Here is a 16,887-nt window from a genome sequence, read left to right as displayed (position 1 = left end):
TGCGTGACACTGCGCCGGGCTGACGACATCCTCGACTGGCTGCTTTCCCGCCAGCCGGACAAACGCATCGTTGAAAAAACCACAGGCCTGCCCTACGGGTGGGGCCTGTGGCTGCGCGCGCTGACGCCGCTGCCGCGTCCGTTCCGCTCGACCGAAGTCATTGCCGAACTGATCCGGCGGCCGTTGCCGGGCTCCCCCGGCCGGCTGCCGGCGCTGGGCTTCGTGCAGTCACTGCGACGGCTGCTCTGGCAGACCTGGGACCCGGCCCCGCGCGACCAGCGCTGGATGCGCTGGACCTCGGCGGTCATCAGCGTGCTGCTGCACGTCATGTTCGCGCTGCTGCTGTTGTGGGTGGCGCTGATCCGCCCGCCGGTGCAGCCGGAGCAGGGCGGTGATGGCGGCCGCATCCAGGTGGAATTCCTGGGCAGCGGAACACCCCAGGAAAGTGGTGGCGGCGAGCCGGCGGCTGCAGGCAGCGCGGCCGCCGCCGCTGCGAGCGCCCAGGCTGAAGCTGCCGCCGCCTCGCAACCCCGACCGGCGAGCCCGACCGCAGCCACCGCGCCGCAGCCGCCGGCATCGGCGCCGACCGCCAGTACCGAACCCGCGCCGACACCGCCAGCCCCTGCGCCCACCGCTGTCGAACAGCCGATCCAGGCCACCGACGTGGCCGAAGCCACCACCGATTTCGTGGTGCCGCCCACCAGCGTGCCGCGCACCGAAGTGCGGGTGATTCCGCGCGACGCGCCCGAGCCGCAGGTTCGCGAACGCACCGTGGAGGTGGCGGAGGCACCGACACCGCCTTCGATCACCCCGTCCGTGCGCCCGGTGGAAACGCAGGTGCGCCCGCGCGACGTGGCGGTGCGCGAACGCGAGGTCACCGTGGTCACCGCGCCCACCGCACCGGTGCCCGTGCCGGGCCCGCGGGTGGAGGTCACTGTGCCGCAGCGTGATCTGCAGGTGCGCGAACGTGAAGTGACCCCGGCGCCGTCGGTGTCGGTCACGGTCGCGCCGGTGCCGCAGCGCGAGATCACCGTGCCCGGGCGCAGTCCGGAAGTGGCGGTGCGTGAGCGTTCGGTGCCGAATGCCGCGCCGCGCCCGGCACCGGCCGCAGCGACCCCATCGCCGGCAGCGTCCGCACCTTCGCCCACGTCAGGCGCGAGTACGGCCAGCCAGGCCAGCCCGAGCCGCAGCTCCGCCTCCAGTGCCGCGCCGGCCCGTGCGCCGGCCGCGCGCCCGTCGCCCACGCCGGGCAACTGGGCCACGCCCGCACGGGGCGATGACTGGGGCGCGGCCGACCGCAACCGGGCCGGCGAGCGCAGTGGCGCGCAGGCCAACCAGGGCGCCGGGCGTACCGGCGAGGGTCTGTTCAACGCCGACGGCAGCGTGCGCGTGCCGGGGCAGGCGGGCAGCGGCGACAGTGAGCGCGGCGCCCCCGGTGGCGAGAACGATGGCTGGAGCCGCGAACGCATCGCCCAGTCCGGGACGTGGCTCAAGCGCCCGCCGTACGACTACACGCCGACCTCGTTCGACAAGTACTGGGCGCCGAACGAATCGCTGCTGGCCGAATGGGTGCGCAAGGGCATCAAGGCCGTGGAGATTCCGATTCCGGGCACCAGCTCGAAGATTTCCTGCGTGGTCTCGATCCTGCAGTTCGGCGGCGGCTGCGGCCTGTCCGACCCCAACATGCAGGACCAGCCGGCGGTGGCCCGTCCGCCGCCGGACATTCCGTTCAAGAAGGAACTACAGGACGACAACGGCAGCCGTTGACGACGAGGCCGAGAAAGGTCGCAACGCGGAATTACCCCTCCGGATGCTCGTTTCCTGCGTCCTCCAGCGCGACGAATGCCCAGAACGGCACGTCGTGTTCGAGCCACGTCTTGCTGGCGTCCTCCAGCACATCCAGGAACGTGTTGAAGTCCTTCTCCGCGTTTCCCTGCAACTCGTCCGCATCACTGAAGAACAAAGCGTAGCCGTTGGCCTTCATCCACGACAGGTCGCGCAGGCAGTCCAACAGCGCGTCCCAGTTGCCGCCAAAGCTCCGGGGAAAATCCAGTTGCGCGGCAACGCGTGCCAGCAGCGTGCGCTTGTCATTGCACCCCTGCAGATCAATCGTGTTTACGCGCAGCGCGGCATCGCGCATCGCCGCCGACAAAGGCGCTATGTCCTCGTTGGCGACCCGGTAGACGCCCGCATTGTTGATGTCGTCCAGACCCAGTTCGAATCCATCGTGGTTCATTGCCAGCTCCCGGCAGGTGGGACCTCGAAACTGCGGAAGGTTTCGTAATGGTCGTCGGTGTAGAACCAACCGGTCGGCGGAGTGCCGCCGGTCACGATGCGGCGTGCGCCGCGGTTGCCGGCACCCGGCGTGTCCACCGTGTACTCGCGGTAATAACCGCGCGGACGATCCGGCAGGCGCTGTTCCCGGTTGCTGAAAACGCCGCCGTCCTGGCGGTGCGGGTAGGGACCGCCGCGCTGGATCAGGAGGATGGTCTGGCGCGCTTCTGCAGGCAGGAAGGCAGGCAACGCGTCGTGGGCGCGCTGCGCGGTGGCGCCGGGATTGGCCGGGGCGTTGTCGATCGGCGCAGCATCGGCGCCTGGCTGGGTCAGCGACGGCGCGAATTGCGGCGCGGGCGCGCGCTGGGCTTCCTTGATGGCGAAAAGACCGCCCACCAGCAGGACAATGGCAACGAGCAGCAGTAGAGGTTTGCGCATGTGAACATCGAGTGTGCGGGGGACGGGGTTAATGTAGCGTAGCCAAACGAAGTTTCCTTTACGTGGGGGTTGGTAAGCTTGGCGGCCATCCCCATCATCGACTTCGCAACGCCCGGTCTTCGCCGGGCGAGTGAGCTACCAGGAGAACCACATGGCCTACACCCTCCCCAAGCTGTCCTACGCCTACGACGCGCTTGAGCCGCACATTGATGCGGCCACGATGGAAATCCACCACACCAAGCACCACCAGACCTACATCAACAACGTCAACGCGGCACTGGAAGGCACCGAATACGCCGACCTGCCGGTTGAGGAGCTGGTCAAGAAGCTCAAGTCGCTGCCGGAAAACCTGCAGGGCCCGGTGCGCAACAACGGTGGCGGGCACGCCAACCACACCCTGTTCTGGACCGTGATGGCGCCCGACGCCGGCGGTACCCCGACTGGCGACGTCGGCAAGGCAATCGACGCCCAGCTGGGCGGTTTCGAGAAGTTCAAGGAAGCCTTCACCAAGGCGGCGCTGACCCGTTTCGGCAGCGGCTGGGCGTGGCTGAGTGTGACCCCGGACAAGAAGCTGGTAGTGGAAAGCACCGGCAACCAGGACAGCCCGTTGATGGAAGGCAACACGCCGATCCTGGGCCTGGACGTGTGGGAACACGCGTACTACCTGAAGTACCAGAACCGTCGCCCGGAATACATCGGCGCGTTCTTCAACGTCGTCGACTGGAAGGAAGTCGAGCGTCGTTACCAGGAAGCCATCGCCTGATTCCAGCGTTGAACTGGATACCGGAAAGGCCAGGCAGAAATGCCTGGCCTTTTCGTTTACCGGGCCTGGGCTTCGCCCTGGAGCCTCAGGGTGGCAATGATGCCCAGGCGCAGGGCGCCGATATCGGTGCCTTCCAGTGCGGGCAGTTTCAGCGGTTGCAGGCCTTGCCCGGCGAAGTGGCTTACCTGGAACAGTACATCCAGCCCATGGCCACCCGCGATCCCGGCTGCCGACGGCGGGTCGACGCGCTCGCCGGGATTCTTGCGCGCCGGCTGGAAGCCGGGCGAGCTGCGCACCAGTTCATCGGTGTCAGCCGAGAAGTCGCCTGCAATCAACGATGGCAGGCCATCCGAGGTAGCGCCGATCCAGGTCATCAGGTCGCTGGTCTGGTGCTTTCGCACCAGCGCTTCGTCCGGGTCCGGGCGCAGCCGCGCGACATAGATGTTGACCTGCTCGTCCTGCAGGTTCACCCGCAGCATGCCCGCCGCACTGAACCGGCCCGGCGGATGGAGCAGGGTGACCCCGTCTTCGGCCACCGGCAGCCGGCTGAGCATGGCACTGCCGTGGCGCAGCGGCTGGCTGGGCGGGTCGGCGGTGACGAAGTCGCAGCTGTAGCGCAGGCGGGTGGCCAGCCAGCAGGCGGGGTTGCCGCCTTTGGTCTGCAGCACCCGCTGCACGGCGATCACGTCCGGCTGCAGGCCTTCCAGCACCTGCAGCAGCTGGTCGCGGCGCTGCTCCCATTGGGCCTCGTCGGCCGCCGGCAGTTCCAGTGTGGCGATCCTGAGCAGGCGTGGCGGCGCCTCGCTCTGCCGGGCGGCAGCCGGGAGCGCGGGAGTGGTCAACAACAGGAGCAGGAACCAGCCGTGCCAGCGTCCTGCGACAACCGTGGGGAGGAGGCGCATAACGATAAGTTTACGCTTGGTCCGTCGACGTGCCGTGACTTCCGTCAACGGATTTCAGATGCCTGCCATTGCGCGGCGGCGTTGTCACGTTCGGCCGCAACGTGCGCCGCCGTGGCCCTTCCGGTAACCTTGCGCCCTTTGAACCCGCAGGACAGCCCCATAGAATGAGCACGACCGCAGCCGCCAGCGCTGGCAAGGGAAGCATGCCGCGCCAGATTCCGTACATCATCGGCAATGAGGCCTGCGAGCGGTTCAGCTTCTATGGGATGCGCAACATCCTGGTGCAGTTCCTGATCACCTCGCTGCTGCTGCAGGAGATCACGGCCGATGGCCGGGCCGGCGAGGCCAAGGACATCATGCACAGCTTCATGATCGGCGTGTACTTCTTCCCGCTGCTGGGCGGCTGGCTGGCCGACAAGTTCTTCGGCAAGTACCACACCATCCTCTGGTTCAGCCTGATCTATTGCGCCGGCCACGCGTGCCTGGCGCTGTTCGAGAACAGCCGCGAGGGCTTCTTCCTGGGCCTGGGCCTGATCGCGCTGGGTGCCGGTGGCATCAAGCCGCTGGTGGCCTCGTTCATGGGCGACCAGTTCGACCAGAGCAACAAGCACCTGGCCAAGATCGTCTTCGACGCGTTCTACTGGATCATCAATTTCGGCTCGCTGTTCGCCTCGCTGCTGATCCCGCTGGCGTTGAAGAACCTCGGCCCGCAGTGGGCGTTCGGCATCCCCGGCATCCTGATGTTCGTGGCCACCTTCGTGTTCTGGCTGGGCCGCAAGCGCTACGTGCTGGTGCCGCTGCCGCCCAAGGACCCGCATTCGTTCGGCAACGTGGTGCGTACCGCGCTGACCGCGCAGGTGCCGGGCAAGGGCCGTCCGGGTCTTACCCTGGCCATCTTGGGCGCGGTGCTGGCGGTGGCCTCTATGGGTCTGGTCGGCAGCCTGGGCATCGTGATCTGCCTGTGCATCGCGCTGGTGCTGGTGCTGGCCGGCGTGGGCGGCGGCACCTGGATCCAGCTCGACCGCGCCCGCGCGGTGCACCCGGCCGAGGCCGTGGAGGGCGTGCGTTCGGTGCTGCGCGTGCTGGTGATCTTCGCGCTGACCACGCCGTTCTTCTCGCTGTTCGACCAGAAGGCGTCCACCTGGGTGCTGCAGGGCCAGCAGATGGCCATGCCGTCCTGGTTCACCGCCTCGCAGATGCAGGCGCTGAACCCGCTGCTGGTGATGATCCTGATTCCGTTCAACAACCTGGTGCTGTACCCGGCCCTGCGCCGCTTCGGCTTCGAGCCGACCGCGCTGCGCCGCATGACCGCCGGCATCGCCTTCAGCGGCCTGGCCTGGATCGTGGTCGGCGGCATCCAGGTGATGATGGATGGCGGCAACGTCATGTCCATCTTCTGGCAGATGCTGCCGTATGCGCTGCTCACCTTCGGTGAGGTGCTGGTCTCGGCAACCGGCCTGGAGTTCGCCTACAGCCAGGCGCCGCAGGCGATGAAGGGCGTGGTGATGAGCTTCTGGAACCTCACCACCACCATCGGCAACCTGTGGGTGCTGCTGTCCAACGCGGCAGTGCGCAACGACACGGTGACCCACCAGATCGCCAGTACCGGGCTCAGCGAGGCCGCGTTCCTGATGTTCTTCTTCGCCGGCTTCGCCTTCGTGGCGGCGTTGGCCTTCGGTTGGTATGCCAAGCGCTATCGTATGGTCGACAACTACCGCGCTGCCTGAGTACCGCCATGACCCCCGTGAACCTGCTGCTGATCGCCATCACCGTCCTGGTTTCGTGGATGGCGTTCAAGAACCGTGCGCTGGCCGACCGCCTGATCCTGTGGCCGCCGGCGGTGGACCGCAAGCGCCAGTACGACCGCCTGGTGACCTACGGGTTCATCCACGCGGACCTGGCGCACCTGGCGTTCAACATGATCACGCTGTTCTTCTTCGGCGGCCAGATCGAGTCGGTGATGGTCAACCTCACCGGCAGCTACCTCACGTACCCGGCGTTCTACCTGGGTGCGCTGGTGGTGTCGATCCTGCCCAGCTACCTGAAGAACCAGAAGAACCCGAACTACATGAGCCTGGGCGCGTCGGGCGCGGTGTCGGCGGTGCTGTTCGCCTTCATCCTGATCAGCCCGTGGAGCATCATCTTCGTGTTCTTCATCCCGGCGCCGGCGATCATCTATGCCGCGTTCTACGTCGGCTACAGCATCTGGATGGACCGCAAGGGCGGTGACCGCATCAACCACAGCGCGCACCTGGCCGGTGCCGCGTTCGGCGTGATCTTCATGCTGGCGATGCGCCCGGCGATCTTCGACCACTTCCTGCGCGAGTTGAGCAACCCGCGCTTCAGCCTGGGCGGCTGAAGCGGGAAGCGGTCACGACCGTTGGTCGTGACGCTCCATCAAGCAGCGAAACGCTGGTCGGTACCGTAGGTGCTGAGCAGGCGGGCGTAGACCTCGTGGTCGATCAGGTCGAACTCCGACCCCTGGGTCTGGCCGTTCAGGGCCAGCTGGAACAGGCCTTCCAGCAGCGAGCTGTCGGCGTCGCCGGGCTGGGTGAAGTCGGGTGCATGGTCCATGTGACACTCCTTGGGACACGGATGGGGCAGACAGGTGTCGCAAAACGCGTGCCAGCTTTTGCGGCCTGTCCGAAACCGATATCGGCTTGAATCGGGCGGACTTTAGGACCTTATGTGACCAAATGCGTCGCCTGTTGCCCCTGTTCAGGCTTCACGCGATCATGGCGCTACGCTGCGCACTATCGCGACAGTCGCCGCAGGAGACACCGCCCATGGCTTCGGTCACCCCGCCCGGATTGGCGTACGAGGTGGAGCACGATCTGGCCCGCCACCGGTTCCAGGCCCGGATCCAGGGGTATCTGGCGCTGCTGGATTACCAGATCAAGCGGAAGCGGATGGTCATTACCCATACCGAGGTTCCCGAGGCCATTGCCGGCAGGGGCATCGCCGGGGAACTGACCAAGGTCGCCCTGCGCTACGCGCGCGACAACAAGTACAAGGTGGTGCCGGCGTGTGCCTACGCCGAGCAGTTCTTCCAACGGCACACCGAGTACGACGACCTGCTGGCGTAGCAGGCACAGTTTTTTTCACGGACGAAGGATCATCATGCTGGGTTTCAACAAGGGGATTGCAATGAACATCGCAGGAAACCGCCGCGCGCTGCGTACCGGCGCGCTGGCGTTGGCCGTGGGGCTGGTGCTGCTGGCCGGCTGCAAGCGCGAGGCGGATCCCGCTGTCGCACCGGCAACCGACACCACCACCGCACAGCCGGATGCCACCGCGCCGCAGGCCGCCGTCGAAGCGCCGCTGGAGCTGCGTGACGTCATTGAAAACACCCCGCAGGCGGTGGTGGGCATCAGCTACCCGCAGGACGTGAACCGCTTCCCCGGGCTGGCCAAGGCGCTGTCGGACTACGCCACGGCGGCGCGCGCTGAACTGCAGCAGGCCGTGGACGGCCTGGGCAACGACAAGCCGACCATGCCCTACGAGCTGTCGCTGAGTTTCGAAAAGGTGCTGGAGACCCCGCAGCTGGTGGTGATCAGCGCCGACGGCAGCCGTTATACCGGCGGTGCCCATGGCGAACCGCTGGTGGCGCGTTTTGTGTGGCTGCCGGAAACGCAGACCATGCTCACCGCCGACAAGCTGATTGCCGACACCAAGGGTTGGGGCGTGGTCAGCGACTACATCGCCGACCAGCTCAAGGAGCGCGTGGCGACCCGGCTGAGCAGCGAGGACATGGACCCGGGCCAGCTGCAGGAATCGCTGCGCAGCGCCAGCCGCATGATCGCCGACGGCACCGGGGCCAGCGCCGAGAATTTCAGCCAGTTCCAGCCGATGACCGACCCCAATGGGCTGATCACCGCGGTGCGTTTCGTGTTTCCGCCGTACCAGGTGGGCCCGTACTCGGATGGCACCCAGACCGTGGACGTGCCCGCCGCCGTGCTGGCACCGCACGTGGCCCCGGCCTACGCCGCGCTGTTCGCCAAGGGCTAGTGGAGGGCGACCGTGGACGGGGGGCTGCAACGACGGGTGATCGAGTTGCTGCACGAAGCGGATGTCACCGTTGATGGTGAGCGTCCGCACGACATCCAGGTGCACGACCCGCACTTCTACGCGCGCGTGATCGCGCACGGGTCGCTCGGCCTGGGCGAAAGCTACATGGACGGGCAATGGGACGCGGCCTCGCTGGACGGGTTCCTGCTGCACCTGATGCAGGCGCACCTGGATGAACGCGTGCACGGCTGGCGCGAACTGGGTGACGCGCTCAGGGCCCGGCTGTTCAACCTGCAGTCCGGCGGCGGCAACCTCGAGGTGGGCCGTCGCCATTACGATCTGGGCAACGATCTTTACGGCGCGATGCTGGGCAAGCGGCTGGTCTACAGTTGTGGGTACTGGGCGGGCGCGGACGATCTGGACACCGCGCAGGAAGCCAAGCTCGACCTGATCTGCCGAAAGCTCCGGCTGCGCCCTGGCCAACGCGTGCTCGACATCGGCTGCGGCTGGGGCGAGGCGCTGAAGTTCGCCGCCGAACGCTACGGCGTCTCCGGCGTGGGCATCACCATCTCGCAGGAGCAGGCCGAGTACGCACGTGAGCTGTGCGCCGGGCTGCCGATCGAGATCCGTCTGCAGGACTACCACGATGTCGACGAGACCTTTGACGCGATCCTGTCGGTAGGCATGTTCGAGCACGTGGGCGACAAGAACTACCGCAGCTATTTCGAGATGGCGCGGCGTTGCTTGGCAGCGGACGGGTTGTTCCTGCTGCACAGCATCGGCAGCAATCTCTCGCGCCACCGCACCGACCCGTGGATCGCGCGCTACATCTTCCCCAACTCGATGCTGCCGTCGGCGGCGCAGATCACTGCCGCCTATGAAGGCCTGTTCGTGCTGGAGGACTGGCACAGTTTCGGCGCCGACTACGACCGCACCCTGCAGGCATGGCGAGCCAACGTGGAAGCGGCGTGGCCACGGCTGGACCCGCAACGCTACGACGAACGCTTCAAGCGCATGTGGCGGTTCTACCTGGCCGGCTCGATGGCCAGCTTCCGCTGCCGGCACGCCCAGCTGTGGCAGCTGGTGCTGTCGCCGAACGGCGTGCCGGGCGGGTATGTCGCACCGAGGTGATCACACGCGAACGGTGTGGCATGGCCAAGGACATGCATGGCATGTCGCTACGTAGGGGCACGCCATGCGTGTCCGCGATGAACCTGACGAAGCAAAAAAAAACCGCCCGGCATCTGCCGGGCGGTTATGACTTACAGGCGCGTTACTTCTTTTCCGGAACCAGCCCACGCTTTTCCAGCAGCGGCTCGATCTGCGGTTCGTGGCCGGCGAAGTTCTGGAACAGCTGCATCGCATCCACGCTGCCGCCCTTGGACAACAGGGTTTCGCGGAAGTGGTCGCCGTTCTTGCGGCTCAGGCCGCCGTTGTCGCGGAACCACTTCTGGGTGTTGGCGTCGAGCACTTCCGACCAGATGTAGGCGTAGTAGCCGGCCGAGTAGCCGCCCATGATGTGGCTGAAGTACGGGGTCTTGTAGCGCGGCGGTACCGGCGCGTAGTAGATGCCGTCCTTCTCCAGCGCCGCGCGCTCGAAGGCCATCACGTCCTTGGCGGCCGGCACCTGGTCCGGGCCGATCTGGTGCCAGCGCTGGTCCAGCATGGCCGCACCCAGGTACTCGGTGGTGGCAAAGCCCTGGTTGAACTTGGCCGCGGCGATCACCTTGTCCAGCAGCGCCTGCGGCATCGCGGTGCCGTTCTGGTAGTGCTTGGCGTAGTTCTTCAGGATGAGCGGGTTGTCCGACCACATCTCGTTGACCTGCGAGGGGAACTCGACGAAGTCACGCGGCACCGAGGTGCCCGAGAAGTAGGGGTACTTCACGTTCGAGAACATGCCGTGCAGGGCGTGGCCGAATTCGTGGAAGGTGGTGGTCACTTCATCCCAGGTCAGCAGGGTCGGCTGGCCGGCCGGCGGCTTGGGAATGTTGAGGTGGTTGGCCACCACCGGCTTGAAGCCGGTCAGCTTGGACTGCGACACATAGGAGTTCATCCACGCACCGCCACGCTTGGACGCGCGTGCGTACGGGTCGAAGATGAAGATCGCCAGCTGGCTGCCATCGGCGTCGAACACGTCGTAGACGGTCACGTCGTCGTGGTAAACCGGCAGGTCGGTGCGCTGCTTGAAGGTCAGGCCGTATTCCTGGTTGGCGGCGAAGAACACGCCGTTTTCCAGCACGTTCTTCAGCTCGAAGTACGGCTTGAGCTGGGATTCGTCGAAGTTGTACTTGGCCTGGCGCACCTTCTCGCTGTAGTAGGCCCAGTCCCATGCCTCGAGCTGGAAGCTCTTCTTGCCGGCGGCCTTCTGTTCCTTGTCGATCATCGCCTGCAGGTCGGCCGCTTCGCGCTTGGCATTGGCGACCGCAGCCGGGGCGAGCTGGCCGAGCATGGCGTTGACCGCTTCGGGGGTCTTGGCGGTCTGGTTGGTCAGGTTGTAGGCAGCGAAGTTCTCAAAGCCCATCAGCTTGGCCTTGTCGGCGCGCAGCTGCATGATGCGCGCGACCAACGCGGTGTTGTCGAACTCGCCACCGCGGCTGCCACGGGTGACCGAGGCATCGTAGATCTTCTTGCGCAGGTCGCGGTTGGCCAGGTTGGTCAGCGGCGGCTGGCCGGTGGTGTTGAGCAGGGCGATGACGTACTTGCCGTCCAGCTTGCGGGCCTTGGCCGCTTCGGAGGCGGCAGCGATCTGTTCGGCCGACAGGCCGTCCAGCTGCTTGACGTCGTCGACGATCACGGCCGAGGCGTTCACTTCGTTCTGCACGTTCTGGCTGAACTTGGTGCCCAGGTTGGCCAGCTCGGCGTTCATTTCCTTGAGCTTGGTCTTGTCGGCGTCATTGAGCTTGGCGCCGGCGCGCACGTAGCTCTCGTAGTACTTCTCGACCAGGCGCACGCCTTCGGCGTCCAGGCCGAGCTGGTTGCGGGTGTCATACAGGGCCTGGATGCGGGCGAACAGCTTGCCGTTCAGCGCGATCGCATCGCTGTGCGCGGCGAACTTTGCCGAGTAGTCGGCCTGCAGCTTCTTGCGCGCATCGTTGGTATCGGCGCCGACCAGGCTGAAGAACACGGTGGTCGCACGGTCGAGGGTGTCACCGCTCTTTTCCAGGGCGATGAGGGTGTTGTCGAAGGTCGGCTTGGCCTTGTTGTTGGCGATGGCCTCCACTTCCTTCAGCTGCTGGGCCATGCCGGCATCGAAGGCGGGGGCGAAGTCGCTGTCCTTGATCTTGTCGAACTGCGGGTAGTGCAGCGGCAGGGTGCTGTCGGCGAAGAACGGGTTGGCCTGCTGGGCAGCGCTGGCCGCAGGCGCGGCGGCAACGGCGGAATAGGCGGGCAGGGCAAGGCCGAGGGTCACGGCGACGGCAAGGGCAAGGCGGGTGGTCAAGGGGTAATCTCCGGTCAGACAAGTGCCCGAGGTTAACCCGGGGTGAGGGGTGGGGGCTTGTGTCGAAAGGCATGTGCGGTGGTCGTATCGATACAATGGCCACACCCCTCCCTGGAGCACGACCATGACCACCGCCTTCGATTTCTCGTTCGTGGACCTGGACGGCCAGCAGCAGGACCTTGGCCAGTACCGTGGCAAGGCGCTGCTGCTGGTAAACGTAGCCAGCAAATGCGGCTTCACGCCCCAGTACAAGGGCCTGGAGGAGGTGTGGCGTGAATATCGCGACCAGGGCCTGGTGGTGATCGGGTTTCCGTGCGACCAGTTCGGCCACCAGGAACCCGGCAACGCGGACGAGATCCGCAGTTTCTGCTCGCTGACCTATGAGGTGGACTTCCCGCTCTCGGAGAAGATCGAGGTCAACGGGGATGGCGCGCACCCGCTGTGGAAATGGCTCAAGGCCGAGAAGTCCGGCCTGCTGGGCATCGGCGCGATCAAATGGAACTTCAGCAAGTTCCTGGTCGGCCGTGATGGCAAGGTGCTCGAACGCTACGCCCCCACGGACAAACCGGAAAACCTGCGCGGCGATATCGAAGCCGCGCTGGAGTAGTCATTTACTTTTCGACGAACGCGCGCTCGAACACGTAGTGGCCGGGCGTACCGATCCGCGGGGAGGTCTGGAAGCCACGGGCGTCCAGCACGCTGCGCAGGTCGGCCAGCATCTGCGGGCTGCCGCAGATCATGGCGCGGTCGTTTTCCGGGCTCAGTTCGGGCAGGCCCAGGGTGCGCTGCATCTCGCCGCTTTCCATCAGCGAGGTCAGCCGGCCCTGGTTCGGGAACGGTTCGCGGGTCACCGCCGGGTAGTAGAGCAGCTTGTCGCCGATCATCTCGCCCAGGAACTCATGCTCGCGCAGTTCCTTCTCGAACAGCTCGCGGTAGGCCAGGTCCTTTTCGTAGCGCACGCCGTGGGTCAGGATCACCTTGTCGAAGCGCTCGTAGGTTTCCGGGTCCTTGATCACCGACAGCCACGGCGCCAGGCCGGTGCCGGTGCCCAGCAGGTACAGGTGCTTGCCCGGGTGCAGGTCGCTGATCAGCAGGGTGCCGGTGGGCTTCTTGCCAACCAGCACCTTGTCGCCCGGCTTGATGTGCTGCAGGCGCGAGGTCAGCGGGCCGTCCTGGACCTTGATGCTGAAGAATTCCAGGTTCTCTTCCCAGTTCGCGCTGGCGATGGAATACGCACGCAGCAGCGGCCGCGCTTCGGTTTCCAGGCCGATCATCACGAACTGGCCGTTCTCGAAGCGGAAACCGCTGTCGCGGGTCGTGGTGAAGCTGAAGTAGGCGTCGGTCCAGTGACGGACCTCAAGCACCGTTTCGGCGCCGAAAGCGGAAGACATGGGGAGGGGGTCTGATCTGTGTTGTCCCGCCCAGTTTATCTCAAATGAGATAAATTCTCATTGAACCCCGTTCAGCGATATCCCGCTGCCTGCAGTTCGAACAGCTCGGCGTAGCGGCCTCCCTGCGCCATCAGCTGGGCGTGGGTGCCACTGGCCTCGATCCGCCCACCGGCCAGCACCAGGATCCGGTCGGCCATGCGCACCGAGGAGAACCGGTGCGAGATCAGCACCGCGGTGCGGTTGTCGGACAGCTCCTTGAAGCGCTGGAACACCTCGAATTCGGCGCGCGCATCCAGCGCGGCAGTGGGTTCGTCCAGGATCATCACCTGCGCATCGCGCATGTAGGCGCGGGCGATGGCGATCTTCTGCCACTGGCCGCCGGACAGGTCCACGCCCTGCTTGAAGCGGCGCCCGATCAGCTGCTCGTAGCCCTGCGGCAGCCCGGCGATCACATCTTCGGCCATGCCACGGCGCGCGGCGTCGCGGATGCGCGCATCGTCGGTCATCGCTTCGACCAGGCCCACCCCGATGTTCTCGCCGGCACTGAGGTTGTAGCGCACGAAGTCCTGGAAGATCACCCCCATGTTGGCGCGCAGGTCATCCAGGTCGTAGTCGCGCAGGTCGCGGCCGTCGAGCAGGATGCGGCCTTCGTCCGGGTCGTACAGCCGCGCCAGCAGCTTCACCAGCGTGGTCTTGCCGGCGCCGTTCTCGCCGACCAGGGCCAGCACTTCGCCCGCGCGCAGCTCGAAATCCAGATGGCGAACCGCCCAGCTTTCCGCGTCGGGATACTGGAAGCCCACGTTCTCGAACACGAAGCCCTGGGTGATCGGCTGCGGCACCGGCACCGCGTCCGGGCGCGAATGGATTTCCGGCTGGATCTGGAAGAACGAGAACAGATCGTCCAGGTACAGCGCCTGGCTGGCCACCTGCGAAAAGCCGATCAGCAGGCCTTCCAGCAGCTGGCGCAGGCGCAGGAAGCTGCCGGCCAGGAAGGTCAGGTCGCCGATGGAGAAGTCGCCGCGCACCGTGCGCCAGGCGATGTAGGCATAGGCGGTGTAGTAGCCGAGCGTACCCAGGGCGGCCAGCAGGGTGCCCCAGAACGCGCGTTTGCGCGCCAGCGCGCGGTTGGCGCGGAAGAACTTGTCGGCCAGGAACCGGTAGCGGTCGATCAGGAAGCGGTGGAGGTTGAAGATCTTCACCTCCTTGGCGGTTTCCACGCTGGCACCGATCTGGCGCAGGTAATCCAGCTGGCGGCGCTCGGGGGTCCACTGGAAGTTGAGGCTGTAGCCGGCCGCGTTGAAGTGCGATTCGCCGATGAACGCCGGCACCAGTGCCACGCCCAGCAGCAGGATCAACCACGGCGCGTAGACCAGCAGGCCCACCGCCAGGCTGGCCACGGTGATGGCGTCCTGGACCTGGCCGAACAGCTGGCTCATCAGGTTCATCCGGCCCATGGTCTGGCGCCGGGCGCGGTCCAGCTTGTCCTGCAGGTCCGGGTCCTCGAAGTCTTCCAGGTCCAGTTCTGCCGCGTGTTCCATCAGGCGCACGCTGGTGACGTTGGTGAACAGCTCTGAGAGCAGGGTGTCGGCGTAGCTGACGATGCGGCCGAGCAGGTCCGAGGCGATGGCCAGGCCGAATTCCAGCGCCAGCAGGCCCAGCAGGGGATTGAGCAGGCCGCTGTACAGCGCTTCAGCGAACGGCGGGAAGCCGGCCTCGTGCCGGCTCAGCAGCAGCGCCGCATCGATGATGAGCTTGCCCACGTACAGCATCGCCACCGGCAGCAGCGCACGGATGACGCGCAGCCCCAGGCTGGCGCTGGCCAGTGCCGGGCTGGTCTGCCAGACCTGGCGCAGGAACGGGGGCAGGTTGCGCATCGCCTGGAAGCGTTCGCGCAGGCTGGGATTCTTCGGGCCGGAAGCGCCGGCGGCGGGGGAGGCGGGCATGGCCCCATTGTGCCTGCGATCGCCGTGAAGCCCGGTTGTTTACCAAAGGGGGGCGTCATCCTATGACGGGCCCGGATTGCCTGTTGTGACAGGGCCCGGCGCAGTTGTCGGGAGTGATTCCCACCACCGCCGGGCCGGGGCGCTAAAATGGTGGGCTTACCCCCGCCAGCCCCGAGCAAGCGAGCATTACGTGACATCGATCAAGCAGGAAGACCTCATCCAGTCCATCGCCGACGCGCTGCAGTACATCTCGTACTACCACCCGGTCGACTACATCAAGAGCCTCACCGCCGCCTACGAGCGCGAGGAGTCGCCGGCCGCGAAGGAAGCGATGGCCCAGATCCTGATCAATTCCCGCATGTGCGCCGAAGGCCATCGGCCGATCTGCCAGGACACCGGCATCGTCACCGTGTTCCTGGAAGTGGGCATGAACGTGCGCTGGGACGACGCCACCATGAGCCTGGAAGACATGGCCAATGAAGGCGTGCGCCGCGCGTACAACCACCCGGACAACAAGCTGCGCGCCTCGGTGCTGGCCGATCCGGCCGGCAAGCGCGTCAATACGAAGGACAACACCCCGGGCGTGGTCAACATGAAGATCGTGCCGGGCGACACCGTGGACGTGATCGTGGCGGCCAAGGGCGGCGGCTCCGAAGCCAAGAGCAAGTTCGCCATGCTCAACCCGTCCGACTCCATCGTCGACTGGGTGCTCAAGACCGTGCCGACCATGGGCGCGGGCTGGTGCCCGCCGGGCATGCTCGGCATCGGCATCGGTGGCACTGCGGAAAAGGCGATGCTGCTGGCCAAGGAATCGCTGATGGAGCCGATCGACATCAACGAACTCAAGGCCCGTGGCGCCTCGAACCGCGCCGAAGAACTGCGCCTGGAGCTGTACGACAAGGTCAACGCGCTGGGCATCGGCGCACAGGGCCTGGGCGGCCTGACCACGGTGCTGGACATCAAGGTCAAGGACTTCCCGACCCACGCGGCCAACCTGCCGGTGGCGATGATCCCCAACTGCGCCGCCACCCGCCACGCCCACTTCACCCTGGACGGGAGCGGCCCGGTGATGCTGGACCCGCCGTCGCTGGAAGACTGGCCGCAGATCACCTACGACGCCTCCAAGGGCACCCGCGTCGACCTGGATACCATCACCCCGGAAGACGTGGCCAGCTGGAAGCCGGGCCAGACCCTGCTGCTCAACGGCAAGCTGCTCACCGGCCGCGATGCCGCGCACAAGCGCATGGTGGACATGCTCAACAAGGGCGAGCCGCTGCCGGTCGACCTCAAGGGCCGCTTCATCTATTACGTGGGCCCGGTCGATCCGGTGCGCGAGGAAGTGGTGGGCCCGGCCGGCCCGACCACCGCCACCCGCATGGACAAGTTCACCCGCCAGGTGCTGGAACAGACCGGCCTGCTGGGCATGGTCGGCAAGGCCGAGCGCGGCCCGGCCGCGATCGAGGCGATCCGTGATAACAAGTCGGCTTACCTGATGGCGGTGGGCGGTTCTGCCTACCTGGTGTCCAAGGCGATCAAGGCGGCCAAGGTGGTCGGCTTTGCCGACCTGGGCATGGAAGCGATCTACGAATTCACCGTGCAGGACATGCCGGTGACCGTGGCGGTGGATTCCACGGGTGAATCGGTGCACATCACCGGCCCGCGCGAATGGCAGGCGAAGATCGGCAGGATCCCGGTGGTCGTGGCCTGATGCTTCTTGAACAACGGCGCT

The 16,887-nt window shown here is 66.1% G+C and carries 16 protein-coding genes; 9 read left to right on the top strand and 7 right to left on the bottom strand.

Translation table 11 applies throughout. The annotated features are described in order from the left end of the window. Positions 1 to 3: 3 nt before the first annotated feature. On the top strand, positions 4 to 1,767 hold the full coding sequence (locus tag V9K91_RS05975; RefSeq protein ID WP_336443316.1) for a hypothetical protein: 1,764 nt from the start codon (positions 4 to 6) through the stop codon (positions 1,765 to 1,767). A gap of 31 nt (positions 1,768 to 1,798) precedes the next feature. Here V9K91_RS05975 and V9K91_RS05970 read toward each other — a convergent pair whose 3' ends face one another. Together V9K91_RS05970 and V9K91_RS05965 are read right to left on the bottom strand one after the other, a co-directional pair. Then, entirely contained in the window at positions 1,799 to 2,236 is a 438-nt protein-coding gene (locus V9K91_RS05970) for a barstar family protein (protein ID WP_093532507.1), read from the bottom strand. Continuing rightward, on the bottom strand, positions 2,233 to 2,712 hold the full coding sequence (locus V9K91_RS05965) for a ribonuclease domain-containing protein (protein WP_095362779.1): 480 nt from the start codon (positions 2,710 to 2,712) through the stop codon (positions 2,233 to 2,235). Before V9K91_RS05965 ends, V9K91_RS05970 begins: the two co-directional genes overlap by 4 nt. A 151-nt stretch (positions 2,713 to 2,863) precedes the next feature. Here V9K91_RS05965 and V9K91_RS05960 point away from each other — a divergent pair, with 151 nt between their 5' ends. After that, positions 2,864 to 3,475 carry a superoxide dismutase gene (locus V9K91_RS05960; protein ID WP_068854701.1) on the top strand — a complete coding sequence of 204 codons (612 nt, stop codon included), beginning with the start codon at positions 2,864 to 2,866 and terminating at the stop codon, positions 3,473 to 3,475. 56 nt (positions 3,476 to 3,531) lie between these two features. Here V9K91_RS05960 and V9K91_RS05955 read toward each other — a convergent pair whose 3' ends face one another. Then, positions 3,532 to 4,320 (bottom strand): endonuclease/exonuclease/phosphatase family protein, encoded by a 789-nt coding sequence (locus tag V9K91_RS05955; protein WP_249832779.1) that lies wholly within the window; start codon positions 4,318 to 4,320, stop codon positions 3,532 to 3,534. A gap of 221 nt (positions 4,321 to 4,541) precedes the next feature. Between V9K91_RS05955 and V9K91_RS05950 the strand changes: the two genes are divergently transcribed. Further along, positions 4,542 to 6,104: an oligopeptide:H+ symporter gene (locus V9K91_RS05950; protein ID WP_068853049.1), complete on the top strand. Its 1,563-nt coding sequence runs from the start codon at positions 4,542 to 4,544 to the stop codon at positions 6,102 to 6,104. A gap of 8 nt (positions 6,105 to 6,112) precedes the next feature. After that, a complete protein-coding gene (locus V9K91_RS05945) occupies positions 6,113 to 6,736 on the top strand; it encodes a rhomboid family intramembrane serine protease (RefSeq protein WP_095362777.1) in 624 nt (207 codons plus the stop codon). Between the two features lie 38 nt (positions 6,737 to 6,774). On the opposite strand, the gene V9K91_RS05940 is transcribed toward V9K91_RS05945, so the two are convergent. Further along, positions 6,775 to 6,951 (bottom strand): hypothetical protein, encoded by a 177-nt coding sequence (locus tag V9K91_RS05940; RefSeq protein ID WP_184126639.1) that lies wholly within the window; start codon positions 6,949 to 6,951, stop codon positions 6,775 to 6,777. Positions 6,952 to 7,163: 212 nt separating this feature from the next. On the opposite strand from V9K91_RS05940, the gene V9K91_RS05935 reads away from it, so the two are divergent. The 3 genes from V9K91_RS05935 to cfa all read left to right on the top strand — a co-directional run bounded on the left by V9K91_RS05935 (position 7,164) and on the right by cfa (position 9,516). Next, positions 7,164 to 7,463 (top strand): GNAT family N-acetyltransferase, encoded by a 300-nt coding sequence (locus V9K91_RS05935; RefSeq protein WP_336443317.1) that lies wholly within the window; start codon positions 7,164 to 7,166, stop codon positions 7,461 to 7,463. A gap of 61 nt (positions 7,464 to 7,524) precedes the next feature. Next, positions 7,525 to 8,385 (top strand): DUF4163 domain-containing protein, encoded by an 861-nt coding sequence (locus tag V9K91_RS05930; protein WP_336443318.1) that lies wholly within the window; start codon positions 7,525 to 7,527, stop codon positions 8,383 to 8,385. 12 nt (positions 8,386 to 8,397) lie between these two features. After that, positions 8,398 to 9,516 carry a cyclopropane fatty acyl phospholipid synthase gene (gene cfa / locus V9K91_RS05925; RefSeq protein WP_336443319.1) on the top strand — a complete coding sequence of 373 codons (1,119 nt, stop codon included), beginning with the start codon at positions 8,398 to 8,400 and terminating at the stop codon, positions 9,514 to 9,516. A gap of 142 nt (positions 9,517 to 9,658) precedes the next feature. Here cfa and V9K91_RS05920 read toward each other — a convergent pair whose 3' ends face one another. Continuing rightward, a complete protein-coding gene (locus tag V9K91_RS05920; protein ID WP_095362775.1) occupies positions 9,659 to 11,824 on the bottom strand; it encodes a M3 family metallopeptidase in 2,166 nt (721 codons plus the stop codon). 124 nt (positions 11,825 to 11,948) lie between these two features. Between V9K91_RS05920 and V9K91_RS05915 the strand changes: the two genes are divergently transcribed. Then, entirely contained in the window at positions 11,949 to 12,431 is a 483-nt protein-coding gene (locus tag V9K91_RS05915; RefSeq protein WP_336443320.1) for a glutathione peroxidase, read from the top strand. A gap of 4 nt (positions 12,432 to 12,435) precedes the next feature. Here the strand turns inward: V9K91_RS05915 and V9K91_RS05910 are convergent, their stop codons facing one another. Together V9K91_RS05910 and V9K91_RS05905 are read right to left on the bottom strand one after the other, a co-directional pair. Continuing rightward, entirely contained in the window at positions 12,436 to 13,215 is a 780-nt protein-coding gene (locus V9K91_RS05910; RefSeq protein WP_068853026.1) for a ferredoxin--NADP reductase, read from the bottom strand. 71 nt (positions 13,216 to 13,286) lie between these two features. Further along, entirely contained in the window at positions 13,287 to 15,158 is a 1,872-nt protein-coding gene (locus tag V9K91_RS05905; protein ID WP_336443321.1) for an ABC transporter ATP-binding protein, read from the bottom strand. 190 nt (positions 15,159 to 15,348) lie between these two features. On the opposite strand from V9K91_RS05905, the gene V9K91_RS05900 reads away from it, so the two are divergent. After that, positions 15,349 to 16,866, top strand: coding sequence for a fumarate hydratase (locus V9K91_RS05900; protein ID WP_068853024.1), 1,518 nt, complete (start codon positions 15,349 to 15,351; stop codon positions 16,864 to 16,866). Positions 16,867 to 16,887: the final 21 nt, after the last annotated feature.

This window comes from Stenotrophomonas sp. CCNWLW57, assembly GCF_037203925.1.
GTDB lineage: Bacteria > Pseudomonadota > Gammaproteobacteria > Xanthomonadales > Xanthomonadaceae > Stenotrophomonas > Stenotrophomonas rhizophila_A.
The sequence above is the reverse complement of the archived record's forward strand: the minus strand, read 5'-3'. Positions and strand labels throughout refer to the sequence as shown.

Coding starts and splice junctions, on each gene's coding strand:
- V9K91_RS05970 (WP_093532507.1), bottom strand. CDS start 2,236: ATGAACCACGATGGATTCGAACTGGGTCTGGACGACATCAACAATGCG.
- V9K91_RS05965 (WP_095362779.1), bottom strand. CDS start 2,712: ATGCGCAAACCTCTACTGCTGCTCGTTGCCATTGTCCTGCTGGTGGGC.
- V9K91_RS05960 (WP_068854701.1), top strand. CDS start 2,864: ATGGCCTACACCCTCCCCAAGCTGTCCTACGCCTACGACGCGCTTGAG.
- V9K91_RS05950 (WP_068853049.1), top strand. CDS start 4,542: ATGAGCACGACCGCAGCCGCCAGCGCTGGCAAGGGAAGCATGCCGCGC.
- V9K91_RS05945 (WP_095362777.1), top strand. CDS start 6,113: ATGACCCCCGTGAACCTGCTGCTGATCGCCATCACCGTCCTGGTTTCG.
- V9K91_RS05940 (WP_184126639.1), bottom strand. CDS start 6,951: ATGGACCATGCACCCGACTTCACCCAGCCCGGCGACGCCGACAGCTCG.
- V9K91_RS05935 (WP_336443317.1), top strand. CDS start 7,164: ATGGCTTCGGTCACCCCGCCCGGATTGGCGTACGAGGTGGAGCACGAT.
- V9K91_RS05930 (WP_336443318.1), top strand. CDS start 7,525: ATGAACATCGCAGGAAACCGCCGCGCGCTGCGTACCGGCGCGCTGGCG.
- V9K91_RS05915 (WP_336443320.1), top strand. CDS start 11,949: ATGACCACCGCCTTCGATTTCTCGTTCGTGGACCTGGACGGCCAGCAG.
- V9K91_RS05910 (WP_068853026.1), bottom strand. CDS start 13,215: ATGTCTTCCGCTTTCGGCGCCGAAACGGTGCTTGAGGTCCGTCACTGG.
- V9K91_RS05905 (WP_336443321.1), bottom strand. CDS start 15,158: ATGCCCGCCTCCCCCGCCGCCGGCGCTTCCGGCCCGAAGAATCCCAGC.